The sequence below is a fragment of the Actinomadura montaniterrae genome (assembly GCF_008923365.1).
GTDB lineage: Bacteria > Actinomycetota > Actinomycetes > Streptosporangiales > Streptosporangiaceae > Spirillospora > Spirillospora montaniterrae.
In genome coordinates, this window is sequence record NZ_WBMR01000017.1 from 65535 (window position 1) to 84064 (window position 18530).

Annotated in this window: 16 protein-coding genes and 1 pseudogene; 1 reads left to right on the forward strand and 16 read right to left on the reverse strand. The window is 69.3% G+C overall.

Annotated elements, in window-relative coordinates; translation table 11 throughout:
* Window positions 1–387: 387 nt before the first annotated feature.
* The 13 genes from F9B16_RS09195 to F9B16_RS09255 form a co-directional block, all read right to left on the reverse strand.
* Window positions 388–1548: a pyridoxal phosphate-dependent aminotransferase gene (locus F9B16_RS09195; protein ID WP_225991488.1), complete on the reverse strand. Its 1161-nt coding sequence runs from the start codon at window positions 1546–1548 to the stop codon at window positions 388–390.
* Between the two features lie 238 nt (window positions 1549–1786).
* A complete protein-coding gene (locus tag F9B16_RS09200; RefSeq protein WP_151539589.1) occupies window positions 1787–3292 on the reverse strand; it encodes a CoA-acylating methylmalonate-semialdehyde dehydrogenase in 1506 nt (501 codons plus the stop codon).
* Between the two features lie 98 nt (window positions 3293–3390).
* On the reverse strand, window positions 3391–4185 hold the full coding sequence (locus F9B16_RS09205) for an SDR family NAD(P)-dependent oxidoreductase (protein WP_151539572.1): 795 nt from the start codon (window positions 4183–4185) through the stop codon (window positions 3391–3393).
* Window positions 4182–5363, reverse strand: coding sequence for a glycine C-acetyltransferase (locus F9B16_RS09210; protein WP_151539573.1), 1182 nt, complete (start codon window positions 5361–5363; stop codon window positions 4182–4184). Before F9B16_RS09210 ends, F9B16_RS09205 begins: the two co-directional genes overlap by 4 nt.
* Window positions 5360–5917, reverse strand: a complete 558-nt coding sequence (locus tag F9B16_RS09215; protein ID WP_151539574.1) for a cysteine hydrolase family protein — start codon at window positions 5915–5917, stop codon at window positions 5360–5362. The genes F9B16_RS09210 and F9B16_RS09215 overlap by 4 nt, the downstream gene beginning before the upstream one ends.
* The gene (locus F9B16_RS09220) at window positions 5914–7665 is read right to left on the reverse strand and encodes a hydantoinase B/oxoprolinase family protein (protein WP_151539575.1); all 1752 of its coding nucleotides are present in this window, start codon (window positions 7663–7665) and stop codon (window positions 5914–5916) included. Before F9B16_RS09220 ends, F9B16_RS09215 begins: the two co-directional genes overlap by 4 nt.
* Window positions 7662–9740: a hydantoinase/oxoprolinase family protein gene (locus tag F9B16_RS09225; RefSeq protein ID WP_151539576.1), complete on the reverse strand. Its 2079-nt coding sequence runs from the start codon at window positions 9738–9740 to the stop codon at window positions 7662–7664. The genes F9B16_RS09220 and F9B16_RS09225 overlap by 4 nt, the downstream gene beginning before the upstream one ends.
* 138 nt (window positions 9741–9878) lie before the next feature.
* Window positions 9879–11021 (reverse strand): branched-chain amino acid ABC transporter permease, encoded by a 1143-nt coding sequence (locus tag F9B16_RS09230; protein ID WP_151539577.1) that lies wholly within the window; start codon window positions 11019–11021, stop codon window positions 9879–9881.
* Window positions 11018–11890, reverse strand: coding sequence for a branched-chain amino acid ABC transporter permease (locus F9B16_RS09235; protein WP_225991489.1), 873 nt, complete (start codon window positions 11888–11890; stop codon window positions 11018–11020). Before F9B16_RS09235 ends, F9B16_RS09230 begins: the two co-directional genes overlap by 4 nt.
* A gap of 5 nt (window positions 11891–11895) precedes the next feature.
* Entirely contained in the window at window positions 11896–12609 is a 714-nt protein-coding gene (locus F9B16_RS09240; protein WP_151539579.1) for an ABC transporter ATP-binding protein, read from the reverse strand.
* Complete coding sequence (locus F9B16_RS09245) at window positions 12606–13334, reverse strand: ABC transporter ATP-binding protein (protein ID WP_151539580.1); 729 nt, start codon at window positions 13332–13334, stop codon at window positions 12606–12608. The genes F9B16_RS09240 and F9B16_RS09245 overlap by 4 nt, the downstream gene beginning before the upstream one ends.
* A 5-nt stretch (window positions 13335–13339) precedes the next feature.
* Window positions 13340–14542 carry an ABC transporter substrate-binding protein gene (locus F9B16_RS09250; RefSeq protein ID WP_151539581.1) on the reverse strand — a complete coding sequence of 401 codons (1203 nt, stop codon included), beginning with the start codon at window positions 14540–14542 and terminating at the stop codon, window positions 13340–13342.
* A gap of 365 nt (window positions 14543–14907) precedes the next feature.
* The gene (locus F9B16_RS09255; protein WP_225991490.1) at window positions 14908–15681 is read right to left on the reverse strand and encodes a GntR family transcriptional regulator; all 774 of its coding nucleotides are present in this window, start codon (window positions 15679–15681) and stop codon (window positions 14908–14910) included.
* A 222-nt stretch (window positions 15682–15903) separates the two neighbouring features.
* Here F9B16_RS09255 and F9B16_RS09260 point away from each other — a divergent pair, with 222 nt between their 5' ends.
* Window positions 15904–16512, forward strand: a complete 609-nt coding sequence (locus F9B16_RS09260) for a TetR/AcrR family transcriptional regulator (protein ID WP_192808684.1) — start codon at window positions 15904–15906, stop codon at window positions 16510–16512.
* 32 nt (window positions 16513–16544) lie between these two features.
* Here the strand turns inward: F9B16_RS09260 and F9B16_RS09265 are convergent, their stop codons facing one another.
* The 3 genes and pseudogenes from F9B16_RS09265 to F9B16_RS09275 all read right to left on the reverse strand — a co-directional run.
* Window positions 16545–17396, reverse strand: a complete 852-nt coding sequence (locus F9B16_RS09265) for an alpha/beta fold hydrolase (RefSeq protein WP_151539583.1) — start codon at window positions 17394–17396, stop codon at window positions 16545–16547.
* Window positions 17397–17411: 15 nt separating this feature from the next.
* The gene (locus tag F9B16_RS09270) at window positions 17412–18263 is read right to left on the reverse strand and encodes an SDR family NAD(P)-dependent oxidoreductase (RefSeq protein WP_225991491.1); all 852 of its coding nucleotides are present in this window, start codon (window positions 18261–18263) and stop codon (window positions 17412–17414) included.
* A gap of 58 nt (window positions 18264–18321) precedes the next feature.
* Window positions 18322–18530, reverse strand: a pseudogene (locus F9B16_RS09275) (epoxide hydrolase); the annotation flags it as partial.

The window sequence follows — 18530 nt, forward strand, 5'->3', positions numbered from 1 at the left end:
CCCTCGCCGTGCTTGGGCCGTAGACGCGGCGAGAGAGGTTGCCGATGACCGTGACGTCCTGCAGAAGCTTGACGAAGGCCGACCGCGTCCCCGGCCGCGGCGAGCCGCCTGCCGGCTTGGAGTCCCCAGCCAGGTGTCCCTGTTCCCTCGACCGGCGAGGCGTCGAATCGAGGGAACAGGGACCGGAACTGGGACCGGTTGGGTGGCGATCCCACTTCCTACTGTCCCGGACACGGCCTACCGGGCAACCCGGCGTTCTGCCGTCCCTCACGGGATCAGGTCGCGCGTGCGCTCCCACGATGCCGCAGGCGGTGATGTACGGCTCGGTTGTGCGGGTAGAGGAGCGAGCCGGCCGGGCGTCGAGCGGCGGCTACCGCCTTCCTCGGGTCATGACCGGTCCGCCGCGGACTCCTGGCAGGTCCTGGCCAGGCGGCGGAGCAGTTCGCGGAGCAGTTGCTCGTCCGAGCCGAACGTGAGGCGGACGTGTGTATCCGGCGCGTGCATGTCGGCGCCGCGGACCGTGGCGATGCCGTTGCGCAGGAGGGCGCGGTCGATGTCGGCCGGCGTGGCCCCGAGGCGGGAGCAGTCGACCAGCAGGAAGGCGCCGGCCTCAGGTCTCACGGGCGCGGGAAGGCCGGCGGCGGCGATTCCGTCGCATACGAGGTCGCGCTTCGCCTGGTAGGTGGAGAGCGCCTTGTCCAGCCAGTCGCGCGGGCCCGTCAGGGCGGCGGCCGCGGCGCTCTGCGGGACCATCCCGCAGCAGACCGCTTCCCACTGCAGGCGGTGTTCGAGGGCGTCGATGACCGGTGGCGGCGCCAGGACGTAACCCATCCGCCAGCTCGCGAGCGCGTAGTACTTGCTGAGGCTCATGACCGTGACGATGTGTGGCCAGCGATCGGCGAAGGCCTCCACCGGCTGGTAGTGGCGGCCATCGAAGGCGAAGTGCCGCCACGAGTCGTCGGAGATCACGACGAGGCCGTGCCGTGCGGCAATGTCGACCACCGCCGAGATCGTCGCTGCGTCCGGCAGCTGGCCCGTCGGGTTGTTCGGGTTGCACAGGAGCACGGCACGGCTGCGAGGGGTGACGGCGGCCTCCAACCCGGCGAGGTCGATTTTCCATCCATCGGACTCGCGGGAAGGGACGTACGCCGGCGTCGCGCCGGCCTCGCGGATGGCGCCGTCGAAGAAGAAGGTCGGAGTCGGCACGATCACCTCGTCGCCCGCTGCGAGCACCGTGCGAAGGACGAGCGAGAGGCCGTGCATCGCTCCGTGAGTGATCAGCAGACGGCGGTCGGGATCGACGCGCAAGCCGTGCTCACGCCCGAGCTCATCGGCGATCGCCGCTCGTAGTTCCGGGAGCCCGCGGCTGTCCCGCGGGTCGGGCTGCTCCATCGCGTGTGCGACCGCCCGCCGCACGTGCTCGGGCAAGGGAAGGATCGGCGCGCCTATGAGTGGGAGGACTTGTACGCCGTCGCGGGCGCTTTGCGCCGCGCGTTCGCGCGTGGCCATCGCACCCATGAGCGGAAGGTCCTTCGCGGCGGGCAGCACCCGGACATCTGAAGTCGATCGCATATGCACGGCCCTCGCATATTGATATATTAATTAATAAAAAAGATATCTTTGTTCCTGCTGAACTGTTGTCAGAACCTTGCGCTGGCAGACGCTCCTATCTGGCGTGTGAGCCCGCGCGAGGAACTGAAGGCCGCCGCGTTCCCGGCGGCCAAGACGGCGTGCCCCTGCCGCCGGCCCGATTCGCGGGGCCGAGCCGGCGGTACAGAGCATCCGGTCAGTCAGCCACCGGGAAGTGGAGGTGGCCGCGCTCGTGCGAGCCGCCCTCCCCCTCCTCATACCAGCGGGTAGTGACGGCCTTAGCGCGTGTGTAGAACGCGACGCCCTCGGGGCCGTGGATGTGATGGGCGCCGAAGAGCGAGTGCTTCCAGCCGCCGAACGAGTGGAACGCCATGGGCACGGGGATCGGGACGTTGACGCCGACCATCCCCACGTGCACGCGGCGCTGGAAGACGCGCGCCGCCTGCCCACTGGAGGTGAAGATCGCCGTGCCGTTGGCATAGGTGTTGTCGTTGATGAGGTCGATCGCCTCCTCGAGCGAGCCGACGCGTACGACGAGGAGAACGGGACCGAAGATCTCGTCCCGGTAGACGTCCATGTCAGGTGTGACCTGGTCGAACAGCGTCGGGCCCACGAAGAAGCCGCCGCTCCGGACGTCGAGTTCGCGCCCATCGACCACGAGCCGGGCCCCCGCGTCGACGCCGGAGCCGATGTAGCCCCTGATCCGCTGGAGCGCCTCGGGCGTCACGACCGGGCCCATCTCGGATCCGGCCTCCCAGCCCGGCCCGACCTTGATCGCCGTCGCCCTCTCTCGCATGCGCTCGACGAGCGGCTCGGCCACGTCGCCGACCGCGACCGCCACGGAGATCGCCATGCAGCGCTGGCCCGCTGAGCCGTACGCGGCCGCGACCAGATGGTCGGCGGCGCGGTCGAGGTCGGCGTCGGAGAGGACAACGGCGTGGTTCTTGGCGCCGCCGAGCGCCTGCACGCGCTTGCCGCTCGCGGTCGCACGCTCGTGCACGTACTGCGCGATCGGCGTCGAGCCGACGAACGACACCGCCGCGATGTCCGGGTGGTCGAGGATCGCGTCGACCGCGACCTTGTCGCCGTGCACGACGTTGAAGACGCCGTCAGGCAGGCCGGCCTCCGCGTAGAGCTCGGCGACCAGGTTGCACACCGACGGGTCGCGCTCGGAGGGCTTGAGGACGAACGTGTTGCCGGTCGCGATCGCGATCGGGTGCATCCACAACGGGACCATCGCGGGGAAGTTGAACGGTGTGATCCCAGCGCAGACGCCGAGCGGCTGGCGGAACGAGAAGAGGTCGACGCCGGTGGAGACCTGGTCGGAGTACTCGCCCTTGAGCAGGTGCGGGATCCCGCAGGCGAAGTCGATCACCTCGATGCCGCGGGCGACCTCCGCTTTGGCGTCCTCGAGAACCTTGCCGTGCTCGGCGGTCACGATCCAGGCGAGTTCGTCGAGATGCTTCTCGACGAGGTCGCGAAAGGCGAACATCAGCCGCGACCGGCGCATGACGGAAGTGTCGGCCCAGTACGGCAGGGCGGCACGCGCCGCCCGCACCGCGGCGTCGACCTCGGCCGCCCCGGCCAGGAGCACGTCGGCCTGACGCTCACCGGTCGCAGGATTCCACACCGGAGCGGTGCGGCTCGACTCGCCGACGACCTCGCCGCCGCCAATTCGGTGACCGATCGTAGGGACTGTCACTGTGCTCACTGCCTACTCACCTTCTCCTAGGGGCGCGGACAGGCCTTCACGCTGCTCCGCACCCTCGGGGTCTCTCATCTCTCCTGCTCACCGCGGCGTCAGACGATCAAGTCGCCGCCGTTGATGTCGACGGCCGCGCCCGTGATGTAGGCGGCCCGGTCGGACGCGAGGAACGCCACGAGCTCCGCGACCTCCCAGGGCCGCCCGACGCGGGGCACCGGGAACGACCGGGTGACCTGGTCGAGCGAGCCCTCGGGCAGCAGCCCCCGGGCCATCGGCGTGTCGATGAGGCCGGGGCAGACGGCGTTCACCGTGATCCCGTCGGGGCCGAAAGCCTTCGCCAGATGCCGGGTGAGCCCGAGGACGCCGTGCTTCGCCGTCGTGTAGTGGGCACCACCTGCCGTGCTGATGGTCTTGCCCGCCGTGGAGGAGAAGTTGACGATCCGCCCCCATCCGCCGCTTCGCATCGCGGGAATCGCCCGGCGACAGCAGAGGAACGTTCCGTCGATGTTGACCGCCAGCACGCGGCGCCACTCGTCATCGGTGATGTCCTCGACCGCGGTCGGCGGCGCGATGCCCGCGGCGTTGACAAGGATGTCCAGCCGCGACCGCTCCTTCAGCAGTGCGGCGAACGCCTGGCCGACCTCTTCGCCGTTGGTGACGTCCACCGCGGCCGAGCGGACGCGCTCGGCCGGCACCTCCAGCCTCGCCGCCAGGTCGGCGCCGCCGGGAGCCGCGGGGTCGAAGACCGCGACGATCGCCCCGCGGCGGGCCAGTGCGTGCACGGTCGCCAGGCCCATGCCGCTCGCGCCGCCGGTCACGACCGCGACCCGGCCCTCGAGCTCGCCGCCATCGGCTGAGGTGGGGGCCCGGAGCCCCTGACCGCTGCTCATGAGCCGGCCAGAACGGCGCGTGCGCGGCCGAAGGCGGCTGCGGCGAGTTCGAGCTGGTCGATGGTGTGCGCCGCCGAGACCTGCACCCGGATCCGCTCCTCCCCCACCGGGACGACCGGGTGCGAAAGGGCGAAGGCGAGGACACCGTCGCGGCGCACAGCGGAGGCCACGTCACGGGCCGCCGTGCCGCCGGGCAGCATCACGGGGATGATCGGATGATCGCCCGGCAGCACCTTGTAGCCGAGATCGCGCAACGCCGCGCGCAACCAGGCGGTGTTGGCGGCCAGGCGCTCCCGCAGCTCCGGCCGTTCCCGCACGAGGCGGATCGCGGTCAGAGCCGCGGCGGCCAGCGGCGGAGCCATGGCGTTGGTGAAGACGTACGGCCGGGAGACCTGGCGCAGTGTCTCCACGACCGCGCGGTCTCCGGCGACGAAGCCCCCAGCCGCGCCCAGCGCCTTGCCGAGCGTCCCGGTCAGCACGTCGACGCCGCCATGCAGTCCGAAGCGCTCGGCCGTGCCCGCACCGGTCGGGCCCAGCACGCCCGTGGCGTGCGAGTCGTCGACCATCAGCGCCGCGTCGTAGCGCCGCGCCAGCTCGCGGAGCCGGGGCAGCGCGGCGATCTCGCCGTCCATGCTGAACACGCCGTCGGTGACGATGACGCGGTTGCGGGCGTCCGCGCTGCCGGCGAGGAGGCGCTCGAGATCGTCGAGGTCGGCGTGCGCGAAGACGTGCCGCCGCGCCGAGGCCAGGCGCATGCCGTCGATCAGGCTCGCGTGGTTGAGCGCGTCGCTGAAAACCACGTCCTCCTGGCCGAGCAGGGCGTCGAAGACGCCGAGGTTGGCGTCGAAGCACGAGGTGTAGAGCACGGCGTCCTCGGCCCCGACCAGCTCCGCGATGCCCGCCTCGAGCTCGCCGTGGATCTCCCGGGACCCGCAGAGCACGCGTCCCGCGCTGACCCCCAGCCCCATGCCGCGCAACGCCCGCCGGGCGGATTCGAGAACCTCTGGGGCAGCGGCGAGCCCGAGATAGTCATTGGCGGCGAGGTTCACCAGGGTCTCGCCGTCCATGCCGACCGTCGGCCCCTGGGGACCCGACACCACCAGGTCGCGGCGCAGCCCGGCGGCCGCCCTGCGCGCGTCGAGCTCCGACCTGAGCCGGTCCTGCAGGGCGGCGTTCACGCTTTCCGCCCTCCGTCCCAATCAGCGCAGGTCACGACCTCGAACCCGCGGCTGGGGAAGACGGCGTCCATGAAGAAGTCGTGCATCGCCTGGTCACCGTCGGCACAGCCGTCGCGCAGGACCGCCACCCGGTAGCCGCGATCCGCCGCGTCGTAGCACGTCGCGGCGACCATCGCGCTGGTCGCGACTCCGGCGACCGCGAGCGTGTCGACCCCGCGCGCGCGAAGGACGAGGTCGAGGTCCGTGCCGGCGAACGCACTGGCGCGGCGCTTCAGCACGACGACGTCCTCTTCGGCGACCGGCAGATCGATCTCCGTTCCGGCCGCCCCCTCGTGGAAGGCGTCCCCGGCTTCGTAGAACGATCTGAGCATCGCGTTGCCCGGCGGCACGTCGGTTCCGTTGGGGCGGAAGGCGAAGTGCACGAAGGCGACGAGCGCACCGGCGGCGCGAGCGCGCGGAAGCAGTTCGGTGAGCGGCGGCACGACCCGCCGAGCGAACGGGTAGCCGCCCGTGATGCCCTGCTGGACGTCTCCGATGATCAGTGCGGTGGTCATGACGGGCTCCCGTCCCTTCGCTGTGAGGTTGCGGAACGCACCTTGCCGCGCAGCGCGGTGGTGGCGCTCGCGTCGATCGCACCGGCCTCCGTGATCACGACGCCGTAGTCCCGTTCGGCGCCCAGGCGGGTCACCTTGCCGTCGAGGACGTCTTCGCGGACGCGTTCCGGGGTGCGCTCGAAGGGGCTGCCGTGCCCGCCCCCGCCCGCAGTCACGTGCCGATGGCGGGTCCCCGCGGTCATGACGAAGTGCGGTTTGGACTCGAGCACGCGTTCATCCGGCCCGCCGCGGTCGAGCACGTTGAGCGAGGGCGTCCCCTGCGCACCGCCGGCCAGCCCGTACGGCAGGAACTTGCGCCGGTCGGACCGGATCTGCACGCTGGCCTCCGGGGCCAGCATGGTCATGTCCCGGAAGGTCGCCAGCCCACCGCGCCAGCGGCCCGCTCCACCGGAATCCGGCAGATAGCCGTAACCGTCGATGCGCAGGTGACCGGAGCGTTCCAGCTCCTCGACCGGGGTGTTGGTCAGGTTGGCGCCCAGCGAGCTGATCCCGTCCACGCCGTCGCGGTCGGGACGGGCGCCCCACGCTCCGGACAGGGCGTCCCACAGCACGACCGATTCACCGTCCGGGCCGACGAGCCCGATCGCGATCCCGTCGGGCCCGCCGTCTCCCGCGGCGGGGACCCGGTCGGGGAACACCGGCGCGAGAGCCCCGAGCACCGCATCGATGATCCGGAAGCCGACGAGGCCGCGGGCCCCGCGCGCGGAGGGCCGCTGCCCGTTGAGGATCGAGGCCTCGGGGATGACGAAGGAGAACGGCCGGTAGAAGCCGCTGTTGGCCGGGATGTCCGAGGCGAGCACTCCCTGCAGGGCGGCGTAGGCGGCGGAGCGGGTGAACGAGTCCGTCGCGTTCAAGGCCGAGCCGACCTGCGGTGCCGACCCGGTGAAGTCCAGCTCGATCCCGGCCTCCGAGAGGGTGACCTTCACCCGGATCGGGATCGGCCCGGAGCCGAGACCGTCGTCGTCGATGTGGTCGGTGAACTCGTAGGTGCCCGGGACCGCTTCGGCGAGCGCGGCGCGGAACAGGGTCTCGGAGTAGTCGAGCAACTCGTCGACGAGGTCGGCGAGCCCTTCCACGCCGTGCCGCGCCGCGAGGGCGCGCAGACCTTCGGACCCGGTGTGACAGGCCGCCAGCTGGGATTCGAGGTCGCCGCGCAGCAGTTCGGGTTCGCGGACGTTACGCAGGATCAACTGCAGGAACGTCTGGTTCACGACGCCGGCCTCGATCAGCCGTGATGGGGGGATCTGCACCCCTTCAGCGAAGATGCTCGTCGACTGCACGGCCATGGAACCGGCCGCCCAGCCTCCGACATCGGTGTGGTTGACGACTGTGACCGAGAAGCCCAGAAGGGCCTCCCCGGCGAACACCGGGGCGACCGCGAAGATGTCCGGGAGATGCATGCCGCCGAGGGACGGGTCGTTGAGCAGGTAGACGTCACCCGGGATGATGTCGCCGCCGAACTCGTCGAAGATCGCCTCCATCGCGGCCGGGATGGAGCCCAGGTGCACCGGGAGGGTGTTGGCCTGGGCGATCACCCGGCCCTGGGCGTCGCACAGGGCGGCGGAGAAGTCCATGCTGGACGCGACGAGCTGCGAGTGCGCCGTGCGCAGGATCGTGATCGCCATCTCATCGGCGAGTCCCGTGACGGCATTACGGAAGACCTCGAAGGTCACGGCGTCGCGGATCATGCGGCACTCCAGGTGATGACGATGTTGCCGAACCGGTCGCGGTGTGCCCGCGCGCCGGGTGGGACGAGGGTGGTGGCGTCCATGTCCTCGATGACCATCGGTCCGTCGACGGGTTCGGGTCCGAGGGCGGACCGTCCCATCACGGGAGTGGACACGGTCTCGGCGAATCGGCAGTCGCGGGTCGCGCGCTCCTGGTCCGTGGCGCCGGGGAGGTCCAGCACGTCCGCGATGGATACCGGGGTGGGCAGCCGGCCGCGTACCCGGAGGTTGACCAGCTCCACCAACTCGTCCGTACCGGCCCGGCCATAGGTGCGCTTGTGCTCGGCGTGGAACAGCGCCCGCGTCTCGGTGAGCAGGTCGTCGGTAAGGTCGCCGTCCGGCACCCGGATGCGTAGTTCGAATCGCTGACCGCGGTAGCGCATGTCCAGCAGCCGATCCACGACGGCGTTCTCCCCCAGTTCCGCGCTCACCTTCGTGGCCAGCCGCTCGAACTCGCCGGCGAGTGCGCCCACGTCGGCGAACTCCTGCCGGAAGGGGGTGAGCTCGTGGCGTTCGGTGTCGGCGACGAGAAGGCCCAGGCTGCTGAACAGCCCCGGGTACACCGGCACGATCACGGTCGAGATGCCCAGCTCACGGGCCAGCGCGGCAGCGTACAGGGGTCCGGCGCCGCCGAATGCGACCATGGTGGCCTCACGCGGATCGCGGCCGCGTTCGCTTGTCACGGCCTTGACCGCGGTCGTCATGCTCGACACGGCCACCTGGTACGCGCCGCGCGCGGTACCCGGCACGTCACCACCGAGCCGCTCGGCGACCGACGACAGCGCCTTCGCCGCCAGGTCGGGGTGGATCGCCACGCGGCCACCGGCAAGGGCCTGCGGGCTGAGGTATCCCAGTGTCACGTTGGCATCGGTCAGGGTCGGCAGTTCACCGCCCTGGCCATAGCAGGCGGGCCCGGGGCGCGATCCCGCACTGGCAGGACCCACATGGAGCGCGCCCGCCGCATCGACAGAGATGATGCTGCCGCCTCCTGAGCCGACCTCGGCGATGTCGATCGACGGCGCCCGCACCGGATACCCGGCGCCGGAACCGAGGCCACGGGCGATGTTCATGCCACCACCGACCTCGTACTCGGCCGCGACGAACGGCTCGCCGCCCTCGATCAGCGACGCCTTCGCCGTGGTGCCGCCCATGTCGAACGCGACCACGGTGGGCAGCCCCATCAGCTGCGCGAGCTTCTGCACGGCGGTGACACCGGCCGCCGGACCGGACTCGATGATCTGCACGGGCCGTTGCGCGACCGAAGCCGCGTCGAGCAGTCCCCCGCTGGACTGCATGACCAGCAACGGAGCGCTCACCTTCGCCGCCCGCAGCCCCGCCTCGAGACGGGTGAGGTAGCCGTAGACCGCCGGACCGATGTAGGCGTTGACCGTCGCAGTGCTCGTGCGCTCGAACTCGTGCGCCTGCGGAGAGACATCGACCGAGGCCGTGACGTAGACCCCGGGCAGTTCGGCACGCAGCAACTCGGCGACCCGCCGCTCTTCATCGGGCCGGACGTAGGAGTTGATGAGACACACGGCCACCGCTTGGATCCCGTCCCTGCGGAGCCGCACCGCCACCGCGCGGACCTCGTCTTCACTGGCCGGCGGCTCGAGACGTCCGTCGGCCGTGATCCGCTGGCCGACTTCGTAGCGGTTCCGGCGACGGGCGAGGGGCTCGGGCTTGGACCAGGAGAGGTCGTACAGCACCGGCCGCCGCAGGCGCCCGAGCTCCAGCACGTCGCGGAAACCGCTGGTCGTGACCACAGCGGTGCGGACGCCGCTCATCGACAGGATCGTGTTGGTCGCCACGGTCGTGCCGTGCAGCATCGCGGTCACGGCCGCGGGCTCGGCGGCGGCAGAGGAGAGCACGGATTTCGTCGCCGCGACCACGCCCGCGCCGTAGTCCAGCGGGGTGGACAGGACCTTCATCGGAACGACCTCGCCGGCCGGACCCAGCGCGATGACGTCGGTGAAGGTGCCGCCGATGTCGGCGCCGACCCGCCAGCCGGCCGGTCGAGGATCGTGGTTGGGAGGCACGGAGATCTCCTTCACTGAACAAGGAACTGGGATCAGAATAAGAGCTTCTGAGATATCAGTAAGCTCCGTTGATGTTCTTTTGGGTTTCAAGAGCGACCCCGGCACTGGGGTGTCAGGTCGCTGCGGTACTCCGAAGACCTAGACCGGATCGCGCCGGGGCGGAGCAGCCTGTCCGGCATCGTCCAGGCCGTTCCCACCCTCCACCACCAGGCCGGACGGATCCGGACTCGGCTCGCTGGGGCCCCTTCGGCTGCTGCGGCCCCAGCCGGGGACCGCGAAGCCGAGTTCGCGACCGGCGGTGATACCGCCGGGCCGGAGGAGCAGGGTCAGCAGTAGCGTCAGGGCGAGGATCAATTGCTGAACACCCGGATGCGGCTGGAGCCCGACCGGGCCGAACTCGCCCCCCGCCTCCACCCTGCGCAGCAACTCGGCCAGCACGGAGATGAAGAGCGTCCCGATGACGGCCCCGCTCAAACTTCGGATTCCACCGACGATCAGCATGAGCAGCGTCAGCAGCGTCAGCTGCAGGTAGACGTCACCCGGCGTCAGCGCTCCGAGGAAACGGGCGTACAGGCCACCGCCGAAACCGCACACGAACGCGCTGATGAGGAGCGCGATCGAGCGATCCCGCCGGATGCGCACCCCCAGTGCGGCGGCGGCGATGGGATCCTCACTGGAGGCGCGCAGCCGGAAGCCGGACCGGCTCAACTGGTAGGCCAGGGCGACGGCGATCGCACCGATCATCCAGGGGACCGTGGTGCCGATGGTGAGGTCGGCCGGGATCCCCACAATTCCCTGCGAGCCTCGCGTCACCGCGTCCCAGTTGCTGATCACCACGTTGACGCTGATGAGCAGCGCCAGGCTCGCGATGCCGGCCGCCATCCCGTCCAGGCGCAGGACCAGCAGCGCGAAGACCGCTCCGACCAGAAGGGAGAGCAGGCCGGAGACGAGCAGCGCCTCGGGCAGACCGAGTTCGATCTCCGCGAGCCAGTCCGGAAGCGCGGGCAGCAGTGCCTGCTTCAGGCTGTGAGGCATGGTCAACAGCGCGGTGGTGTAGGCGCCGACGGCGACGAACACGACGTGACCGAAGGACAGCATGCCCGAGTTGCCGACGAAGATGTATGTGCCGACGGTGATGATGCCCATGATGAGCATCTGCGTGGCCGTCCGCTGCGTCGTCTGCGAGCCTGCCTCGGCCAGACCGCTGACCGCGAGGACCAGCAGTGTGCAGATGATGGCAGGGGCGCAGCGCGCGAGCCGAGAGGTGCGCGGGCTCTTCATACGCGCACCGCCCCGGGGCGGCCCGCGATGCCGTGCGGCCGGAACATGAGGATCACGACGATCCCGAAGTACACCAAGGCGTCCCGGTACGGGGCCACGCCATCGGGCAGATAGGCCTGAAGCATCACGGAGAGCAGGGCGAGCACGTACGCACCGAGAGCAGCGGCCCACAGGCGACCGAGCCCACCGAGCACGATCGCGACGAAGCCGACGAGCACCGGTTTCAAGCCCATGGCCGGCGTGAGGGCACCTGTGCTCGCGACCAGGAAGATCGCCGCGATCGCCGCGAACGCGCCGCTCATTCCGAACGCGGCGGCGACGACGAGGTTGGCGCGCACTCCCAGCGCGCGAGCCATCCCGAAGTCCTCGGCGGCGGCGCGCATCTGGACGCCGAGCGACGTCGCGCGCAGAAACCATGCGAGCCCCAGCAAGAGCACCGCCGTGACACCGATGATCGCGATATCGAGCTTGCCGACGGACACTCCGGCCACCTCCACGCTCGCACCAAGGCTCCCGAGCACATCGACGCTCTTCGGGTCGGCACCCTCGAACAGCAGCGCGCCGCCTTGGACGAGGAGGCTGAGGGCGAAGGAGGTCATCAGCAAGGTCTCCCCGGTCGCCCCTCGCACGGAGCGGAAGGCGGCCCGTTCCATCGCGAGCGCGCACCCGATGACGACGCCCACGACGAGCACGGCCGTCACGGCGAACGGCAGCCCGGCGAACCAGAGCAGCGCGTATCCCCCGATCATGATGAGCTCGCCGTGCGCGAAGTTGATCAGTCCCATGATGCTGAACAGCAGGGCGACCCCGAGTGCGATCAAGGCGTAGAGGCTGCCGAGGCTGAGCGCGTTGATGAGATTCTGGGCCACCGCGCTCACCCCAGGCCCAGGTGCTTGGCCCGGAACGAGGGGTTCCGCAGCAGCTCGCCGGGGTCGCTCACACGCTCGATCACGCCTCCGCGCAGCGAGAACAGATGGTCGGCCAGCTTTACCGCGCGCGCGACGTTCTGCTCGACGAGGAGGATCGTCCAGCCCTCGTCGCGCAGCCTGGCGAGGCCGGCGAACAGCTCGTCGAGCACCACCGGGGCGAGCCCGAGCGAAGGCTCGTCGAGGATCAGCAACTCGGGCGCGGCCACCAGCGCCCGGCCGATGGCGAGCTGCTGGCGCTCGCCGCCCGACAGCACTGCGGCCCGCTCGGAGAGGCGATCGGTCAGCGCGGGAAAGTACCGCAGGGCCAGCCGTACGCGCTCGGAGACGTCGACGTCCGCGGCGAGCGCACAACCGGCGAGACGGAGGTTCTCCCCGATCGACAGCGTGCGGAACACGCCGCGCGATTCCGGGACGAACGCGATGCCCGCCCTCGCCCGGCGCTCGGGCGCCCAGCCCGTGATGTCCGTGCCGCGCCAGCGGACCGATCCGGCCCGTACCCGCACCAGTCCTTGAATCGCCTGCAGGATGCTGGACTTGCCGGCTCCGTTCGGACCGACGATCGCGACCACGTCGCCTCGTTCGACGCTGATCGACGCGCCCCTCACAGCGTCGATCGGCCCGTAGGAGACGTACAGGCCGGAAACCTCGAGCAGTGTCATTCCATCGCCTCCGCACCCAGATATGCGGAAACGACCTCCGGATCGGCCCGGATCTCGTCGGGGGTGCCGACCCGCAGCGTGACGCCGTGATCGAGGACGTGCACGCGATCGCAGAGGCCGAGGATCACGGGCACGTCGTGCTCGATCACGATGATCCCGCAGCCGATCTCCTCGTGGATCCGCCGCACGGTCCGTGCCATCGCGGCGCTCTCGTCGTCGTTCAGTCCCGCCGCCGGCTCGTCGAGCAGGAGCACTTTCGGACGGGCGGTCAGGCCCCGCGCCATGCCGACCCTCCTCTGTATCCCGTACGGCAGGTCGCGGGCGAGAACGTTGGCGTACTGAACCAGGTCGAGCCACTCGAGCGCCTGACTCGCACGCGTGTACGCGGCCGCCCACTTCCCGCCGCAGCCGATCACCGCCGCCTCGCAGTTCTCGAGCACGGTCATGTGCGGGAACAGCCCGACGTCCTGGAACGTCCGGCTGATGCCCGCCCTCGCCCGGCGAGGGACGTCCCAGCCGGTGATGCGGCGGTCGTCGAACTCGACCTCGCCCGTGGTGGGGCGCTGGAAGCCCGACAGGACGTTGAGGAGCGTCGTCTTCCCCGCCCCATTCGGCCCGATGAGCCCGAGGATCTCGCTCTGGCCGAGTTCGAGGCCGACGTCGTCCAGCGCGCACAGTCCCGCGAAGCGCACGGTGACGTGGCTCGTGCTGAGCAGCGGAGGCATCCGGCTCACCCTTCCGCGGTCTTGCGGCCGCCGGCGTACGTGGCGACCGGCTTGCCCCGGCCTCCCTCGACGCCCATGATCACCGCGGGACGGCCGGTCACGATGTGCTGCTTCGCGCCGAAGCCCGTGGGGCCGGCGATCGTCTCGTACGACCCCAGGCCATCGATCGCCTTCGCCAGCGCGGCACCGTCGGTGGTCTGCGCCGTCTCGATCGCCTTGGCGATCACCTGGATCGTCGCGTAGCCGGTGAGCGCGAAGGAGGTGACCGCGGGCTCGCCGAACTTCGCCTTGTAGCGCGAGAAGAAATCGTTCACGGACGCCCGCGGATCATCGCCGTACAGCGACCCGAAGGCGTCGTAGTAGAAGTTCTTGAGGTTCGGGACGCCTTTCAGCCAGTAGTCGCCGTCCATGCCCACGTGCGACGTCACAGGGATGTCGACCCCCGCCGCTCGAAGCTGGCGCAGCGCCGTGGCCGCCCCCGGGTTGTAGCTGCACAACTCGAGTACATCGGCGCCGGACTTGCGCAGGCGCGCGATCTGACCGGCGAACGACGTGTCCTTCTGCTGGATCGTGTCGCTACCGACCACCTTGGCCTGCGGTTGGGAGCCGAACCTCGACTCGAATGCGGAGCAGGTCTCCTTCGTGTGCGTGACACTCGGGTCGCGCCAGAGATACGCCTTCCTGTAACCCCGGTCGTAGGCGAACTGGGCGACGTTCGTCGCGCCGGCCGCGCTCATGGTGCCCAAGGAGTACGCAAGCGGTCCCAGCGTGGGAACGCCGAACTGTGAGGAGCCTGCACAGGGCGACACCGCCACGACGTTCTTGCTGGTCGCCGCAATGGCCGCAGGACTTCCCAGGTCGAAGTCGCACGTGACGAGCATGACCTCCGCTCCGTGCGACAGCAGGTCGATTCCCACGGTGGTGCCCAGCGCCCGGTCGGATTTCGTGTCGCCGTACTTGAGTTCAAGGCGGTGGCCCAGGACGCCGCCGCGGGCGTTGATGTCCGCCACGGCGAGCTCGGCGCCGCGAGAGGGCCCGAGGTCGTAGGAGGCGGCGAAGCCGGAGCGCGCGACCGCCATCCCGATGACGATCGGCCCGTCCAGCGGTTTGGCCTTCGCGGACGAGGCCCCCATGTCATGTCCGCCGCAGCCGGCGGCCATGGTCAACCCGAGGATCCCTATGGCCGGCAGGACGATGGCTCGGCGCATCTCGCTACCTCCTTGATCTGGACGGCGAGCTTGTCGTGGCAATCTAAGTCACTGAGATCTCATTGTCCAGACTCAAATATCTCAACTATCCGCCAGCCGGGGTCCTACCGGGGCTTGGGGGCTTCGTACTCCAGCAGGGCCCCGCGAGGCTGACCGCGCGAAGTTGTGCTGCTTCGAGGGAGCCTGCCTCACCGGACCATCAAGCCGGGGCACGCCTCTCCGGACGCGGTTCCAGGAGCCGGGCGACCATCGATTTGGAGGAACAGCCGCAGGGCGGCAGGGCGGCAGAGCGCCCGACTCCGGTCATGATTGCTCGTGCTATGGCCTAGCCCTCAGGCAGGCGGCTAACGAAGTCCGCCGACGCGTCAGGCCGGCGGGTGCGCAGATGTCGGCATCTCGATGTGCGCCCTGCTGACGGAGGCGCTCTTCGCCAGGACTTGGAGGACGTCGTGACGCACGCGCTCGCACCGCCGGCGCATGGCCTCGTTGGCGCCGTCCGCGTCCCGCGCGCGCAGTCGTTCGAAGATGCTCTCCATTTCCCCGGGTGGGCTCGCGATCTCAGGCTCGATCAAGGCGGCCATCCGCAGCACCCGCTCCAGCTCGTCGAGTACATCGACGATCACCTTGGCGAAACGGTTGTTGCCACTGGAGTTGACAATGATGGCCTCGAACTCGATCCCGGCGCGGAGTGACTCCTCGAGTCCCACGTCGCCGGCCGCCAGCGCGGAGGGCACCTTGGACAGCGCCTCGAGCCGCTCGAGCGCCGGCGCCTGGATGCCTTTGCGCGCAGCGGCGGCAGCGGCTTCGCCGGAGAGCACGGTCCTCATGGCACAAAGATCGTCGGTGTCCTGGAGGGTGACCGGACTGACGACGTACCCTGCCCGCGGCAGTGCCTGCACGAGCCCGTCACGCCTCAACCGCGCGAGCGCCTCACGCACCGGCGTCTTGCTGATCTGCCATTTCTGCGCGAGCGACGCCTCAGTGAAGCCGCTACCGGGCGGCAGCGTCAGATCGATGATCTGACGCCTGATCGCCCTGTATGCCTGGCCTGTGCGGTCGAGGCCTGCCTCCTCCTGACCGACGAGGAGCAGGGCGGGGATGTGCGGCATCCCGGGGAACGGGTCATGGATATCGTGCACCTATTCACTGTACCAGTTACCGTGACTGATGTATCAACTAAGATGGTTAGTACATCAGCGCTTCAGGCGAGTGGGCCCCGCAGGGTCCGTATGTCGATCACCGCACGGTGGCCCCGCAGTTCACGGGCCCGGACGCCTCCTCAGCGTGGGCGGAGTGTGGCCGCCGAGGCGCGGGGCATGCTCCCGACAAGAGAGATCACTCGCAATGAAGGAGGTAGCGAAGTGGCTGAGCAGCCACCGAAGGTGGCCGGTGGCCAGATCCCGGAGGATGTACTGGTCGTCGCCGCCCGACTGTTCTCCGAATTGGGATACGACCAGGTCACGACGGAGTTCATCGCGAACGCCTGTGGCGTCGACACCACCATGGTCCGCGACGCCTACGGGGGCAAGCGCGGCATATACCTGGCCGTCATAGAATGGCTGACCCGTGAGCGGATGGAGTTCCTCGCCCCGGTGGTGGCCACCTTCACCCCGGACGCAGACGGTCTGATACGCCTGATCGACCGCATCCTCGACTGGGCCCTGGAACATCGCGACCTGCAATCCATCTGGATCCATCGGTGGATGTCCGACGCCATCGACTTCCCCGACCTGGAGATGCAGTACGGCAGGCCTCCGGTCGCCATGCTGACTGAGAAGGTGGCTGAGGCCATTGACGATGCAAAGGATCCAGAGTTGTTCACCTGGCAGACGACTTGGACGATCAGCGGCTTCGTCAGAGGCGGTTACGTCGGCGCCGACGGCACCCGCCGGCATGTCGACGACCCGAAGGTCCTGGATCGCTTCAGGCGTTACCTGCACCAGACGGCCCGGTGCGCCGCAGCCCGCTGACGGGCTTTAAGGGACGGTCTCGCAACGAGGCGTCAAGCCTCGAGCAGAAAGGCATCGGTTCGTGCGGCCGGCCCTGACTCTCCGGTCGGCGCACCGGTGGGGTGGTTCAAGACGAACTCACGAGTGAGGCGTGCGGCCTGTTCGCCAGCCTCCAATGTGATGCCATGACGGATGTGCGGGAGTACGACCAGACCCGCACCTGGGATCTCCGATGCGGTGTACTCCGCGACCCGTTGATCGATGATGAGGTCATCGGCACCATGCAGGACGAGAGTGGGAGCGGTGATCTCCCCGAGGCGGGAACGGCAGTCGTGGTCGTGCAACGCCTTCAATCGCCGCGCGGCGCCGTCTTCGGAACGACGGGCCAAGGTGCGCCTCGCCTCGCTGACGAGTTCCGGGGCGCGGGCTTGGGCCTCGGGACTGAGCACGAGGTCGAGCATGTGCTGCGCGCGCACCTCCGGCCCCAGCGCCAAGATGCGCTCACTAAGGTTTTCGATCATCGTCCGGCTCGGCGTTGTCCCCGACAGAATGAGGGAAGCGACACGGCGCGGATGATGGATCGCCAACTGCATGGCGATCATTCCGCCATAGGAGACGCCCAGCACGTGAGCGCGTTCGATCCCCAGTGCCGCTATGAACCCTGCGCAGTCCTGGGCGAGCCGGACCATGTCGTATGAGTCGGATCCATTGCGAGTGCCACCGGTGTCACGCTGGTCGAAAGCGATGGCCCTGATTCCGCTTCCCAGCACCAGACGGAAGCCATCGAATTGTTCGCGACTATTTTCTCCGCCGTGCAGTAGTACCAGCGGTTCGCCCGCACCGGATTCCGCATAGGCGATATCTATGTCATCGACTCTGACCTGATGAAATGGCTCGGAAATCACGGAACCGCCTCCGCTCTAGGACGATGCGAGAAGTTGGTTGATCGCCGCGGCTCCAGTGGCCACATCGCCGGCGGGGCGTCCTACGCCCACGCCTCCGTCCACGACGAGATCGTGGCCGTTGACGAAGGACGAAGCGTCATTGGCCAGCCAAAGGATGGCCGAAGCGACGTCCCGGGGTGCCCCCGAACGCTGGAACGGCCGCGAGGTTGCAGGCCCACGGGGAGAGAGGGCACGCCGAAGGACATTCGAATCGTCATCGGCCCGGTCCGCATCTACGCCAGGGGATTCGGCGGCTGCGCCCGCGGAGACCGGGCCAGGAGAAACGGTGTTGACCCGGACACCGTAGTCACCGAGCTCCGCCGCGGCACAGCGGGTGAAATGAAGCAGCGCCGCCTTGACCGTGGAATGCTCCATCGTCGACCAACCCGCGAGCCGCCCGCTGATGCCGCCGATATTGATGATGCTGCCCGCTCCCTGCTCTATCATGATCGGCGCGGCACATTTTATGCCCGCGGCCGCCCCGAGCACGTGCACGTCGAACATGCGCCGAAGGCCTTCCAGGTCAAGAGTCTGGACACTTGCCGGCGAACCACCGTCACCGGCGTTGTTGACAAGGCAGTCCAAGCGTCCGAAGCGTTCGACGGTGTGCGCGATCAACTCTCTCACCTGCGACTCGGCAGAGACGTCGGTGGCCACGAAGTCGGCGGCCGCTCCGAGCCGAGCCGCCATCGCCTCTCCCCGGTGCCGTCGCCGGCCCGCCAACACGACGCGTGCGCCCGCTCTGATCAGGGATTCGGCCGTGGCCGCTCCGATACCACTGGTGCCGCCGGTCACGACCGCCACCTTGCCGTCCAGCACACCCATCATTTCCTCCAGAATCCAGAAGAATGCCGTCCGCCGATCACACGGAACTTTCACACCCGGGTCAGCGGCGGCCGCGGAACGTGCGGCGGAGGTCGGCGACCCACTCCTCCGGGATCTCCCACGGGATGAAATGGCCGCCGCGATCGTGCGCGGTCAGGTTGACGTGGTTGTACCAGTCGCCGCGGTCGCTCCGGACGAAGTGCTCGACCCGCTGCTCGGTGGTGACGCCCGGCGGGTTCTCGTAGCCGACGAACGTGATGCCGGTGGGCG

Excerpts from the sequence above, each read along its gene's own strand:
- F9B16_RS09270 (WP_225991491.1), bottom strand. The coding sequence starts at position 18,263 with ATGATGGGTGTGCTGGACGGCAAGGTGGCGGTCGTGACCGGCGGCACC.
- F9B16_RS09250 (WP_151539581.1), bottom strand. The coding sequence starts at position 14,542 with ATGCGCCGAGCCATCGTCCTGCCGGCCATAGGGATCCTCGGGTTGACC.
- F9B16_RS09240 (WP_151539579.1), bottom strand. The coding sequence starts at position 12,609 with ATGACACTGCTCGAGGTTTCCGGCCTGTACGTCTCCTACGGGCCGATC.
- F9B16_RS09215 (WP_151539574.1), bottom strand. The coding sequence starts at position 5,917 with ATGACCACCGCACTGATCATCGGAGACGTCCAGCAGGGCATCACGGGC.
- F9B16_RS09245 (WP_151539580.1), bottom strand. The coding sequence starts at position 13,334 with ATGCCTCCGCTGCTCAGCACGAGCCACGTCACCGTGCGCTTCGCGGGA.
- F9B16_RS09220 (WP_151539575.1), bottom strand. The coding sequence starts at position 7,665 with ATGATCCGCGACGCCGTGACCTTCGAGGTCTTCCGTAATGCCGTCACG.
- F9B16_RS09230 (WP_151539577.1), bottom strand. The coding sequence starts at position 11,021 with ATGAAGAGCCCGCGCACCTCTCGGCTCGCGCGCTGCGCCCCTGCCATC.
- F9B16_RS09205 (WP_151539572.1), bottom strand. The coding sequence starts at position 4,185 with ATGAGCAGCGGTCAGGGGCTCCGGGCCCCCACCTCAGCCGATGGCGGC.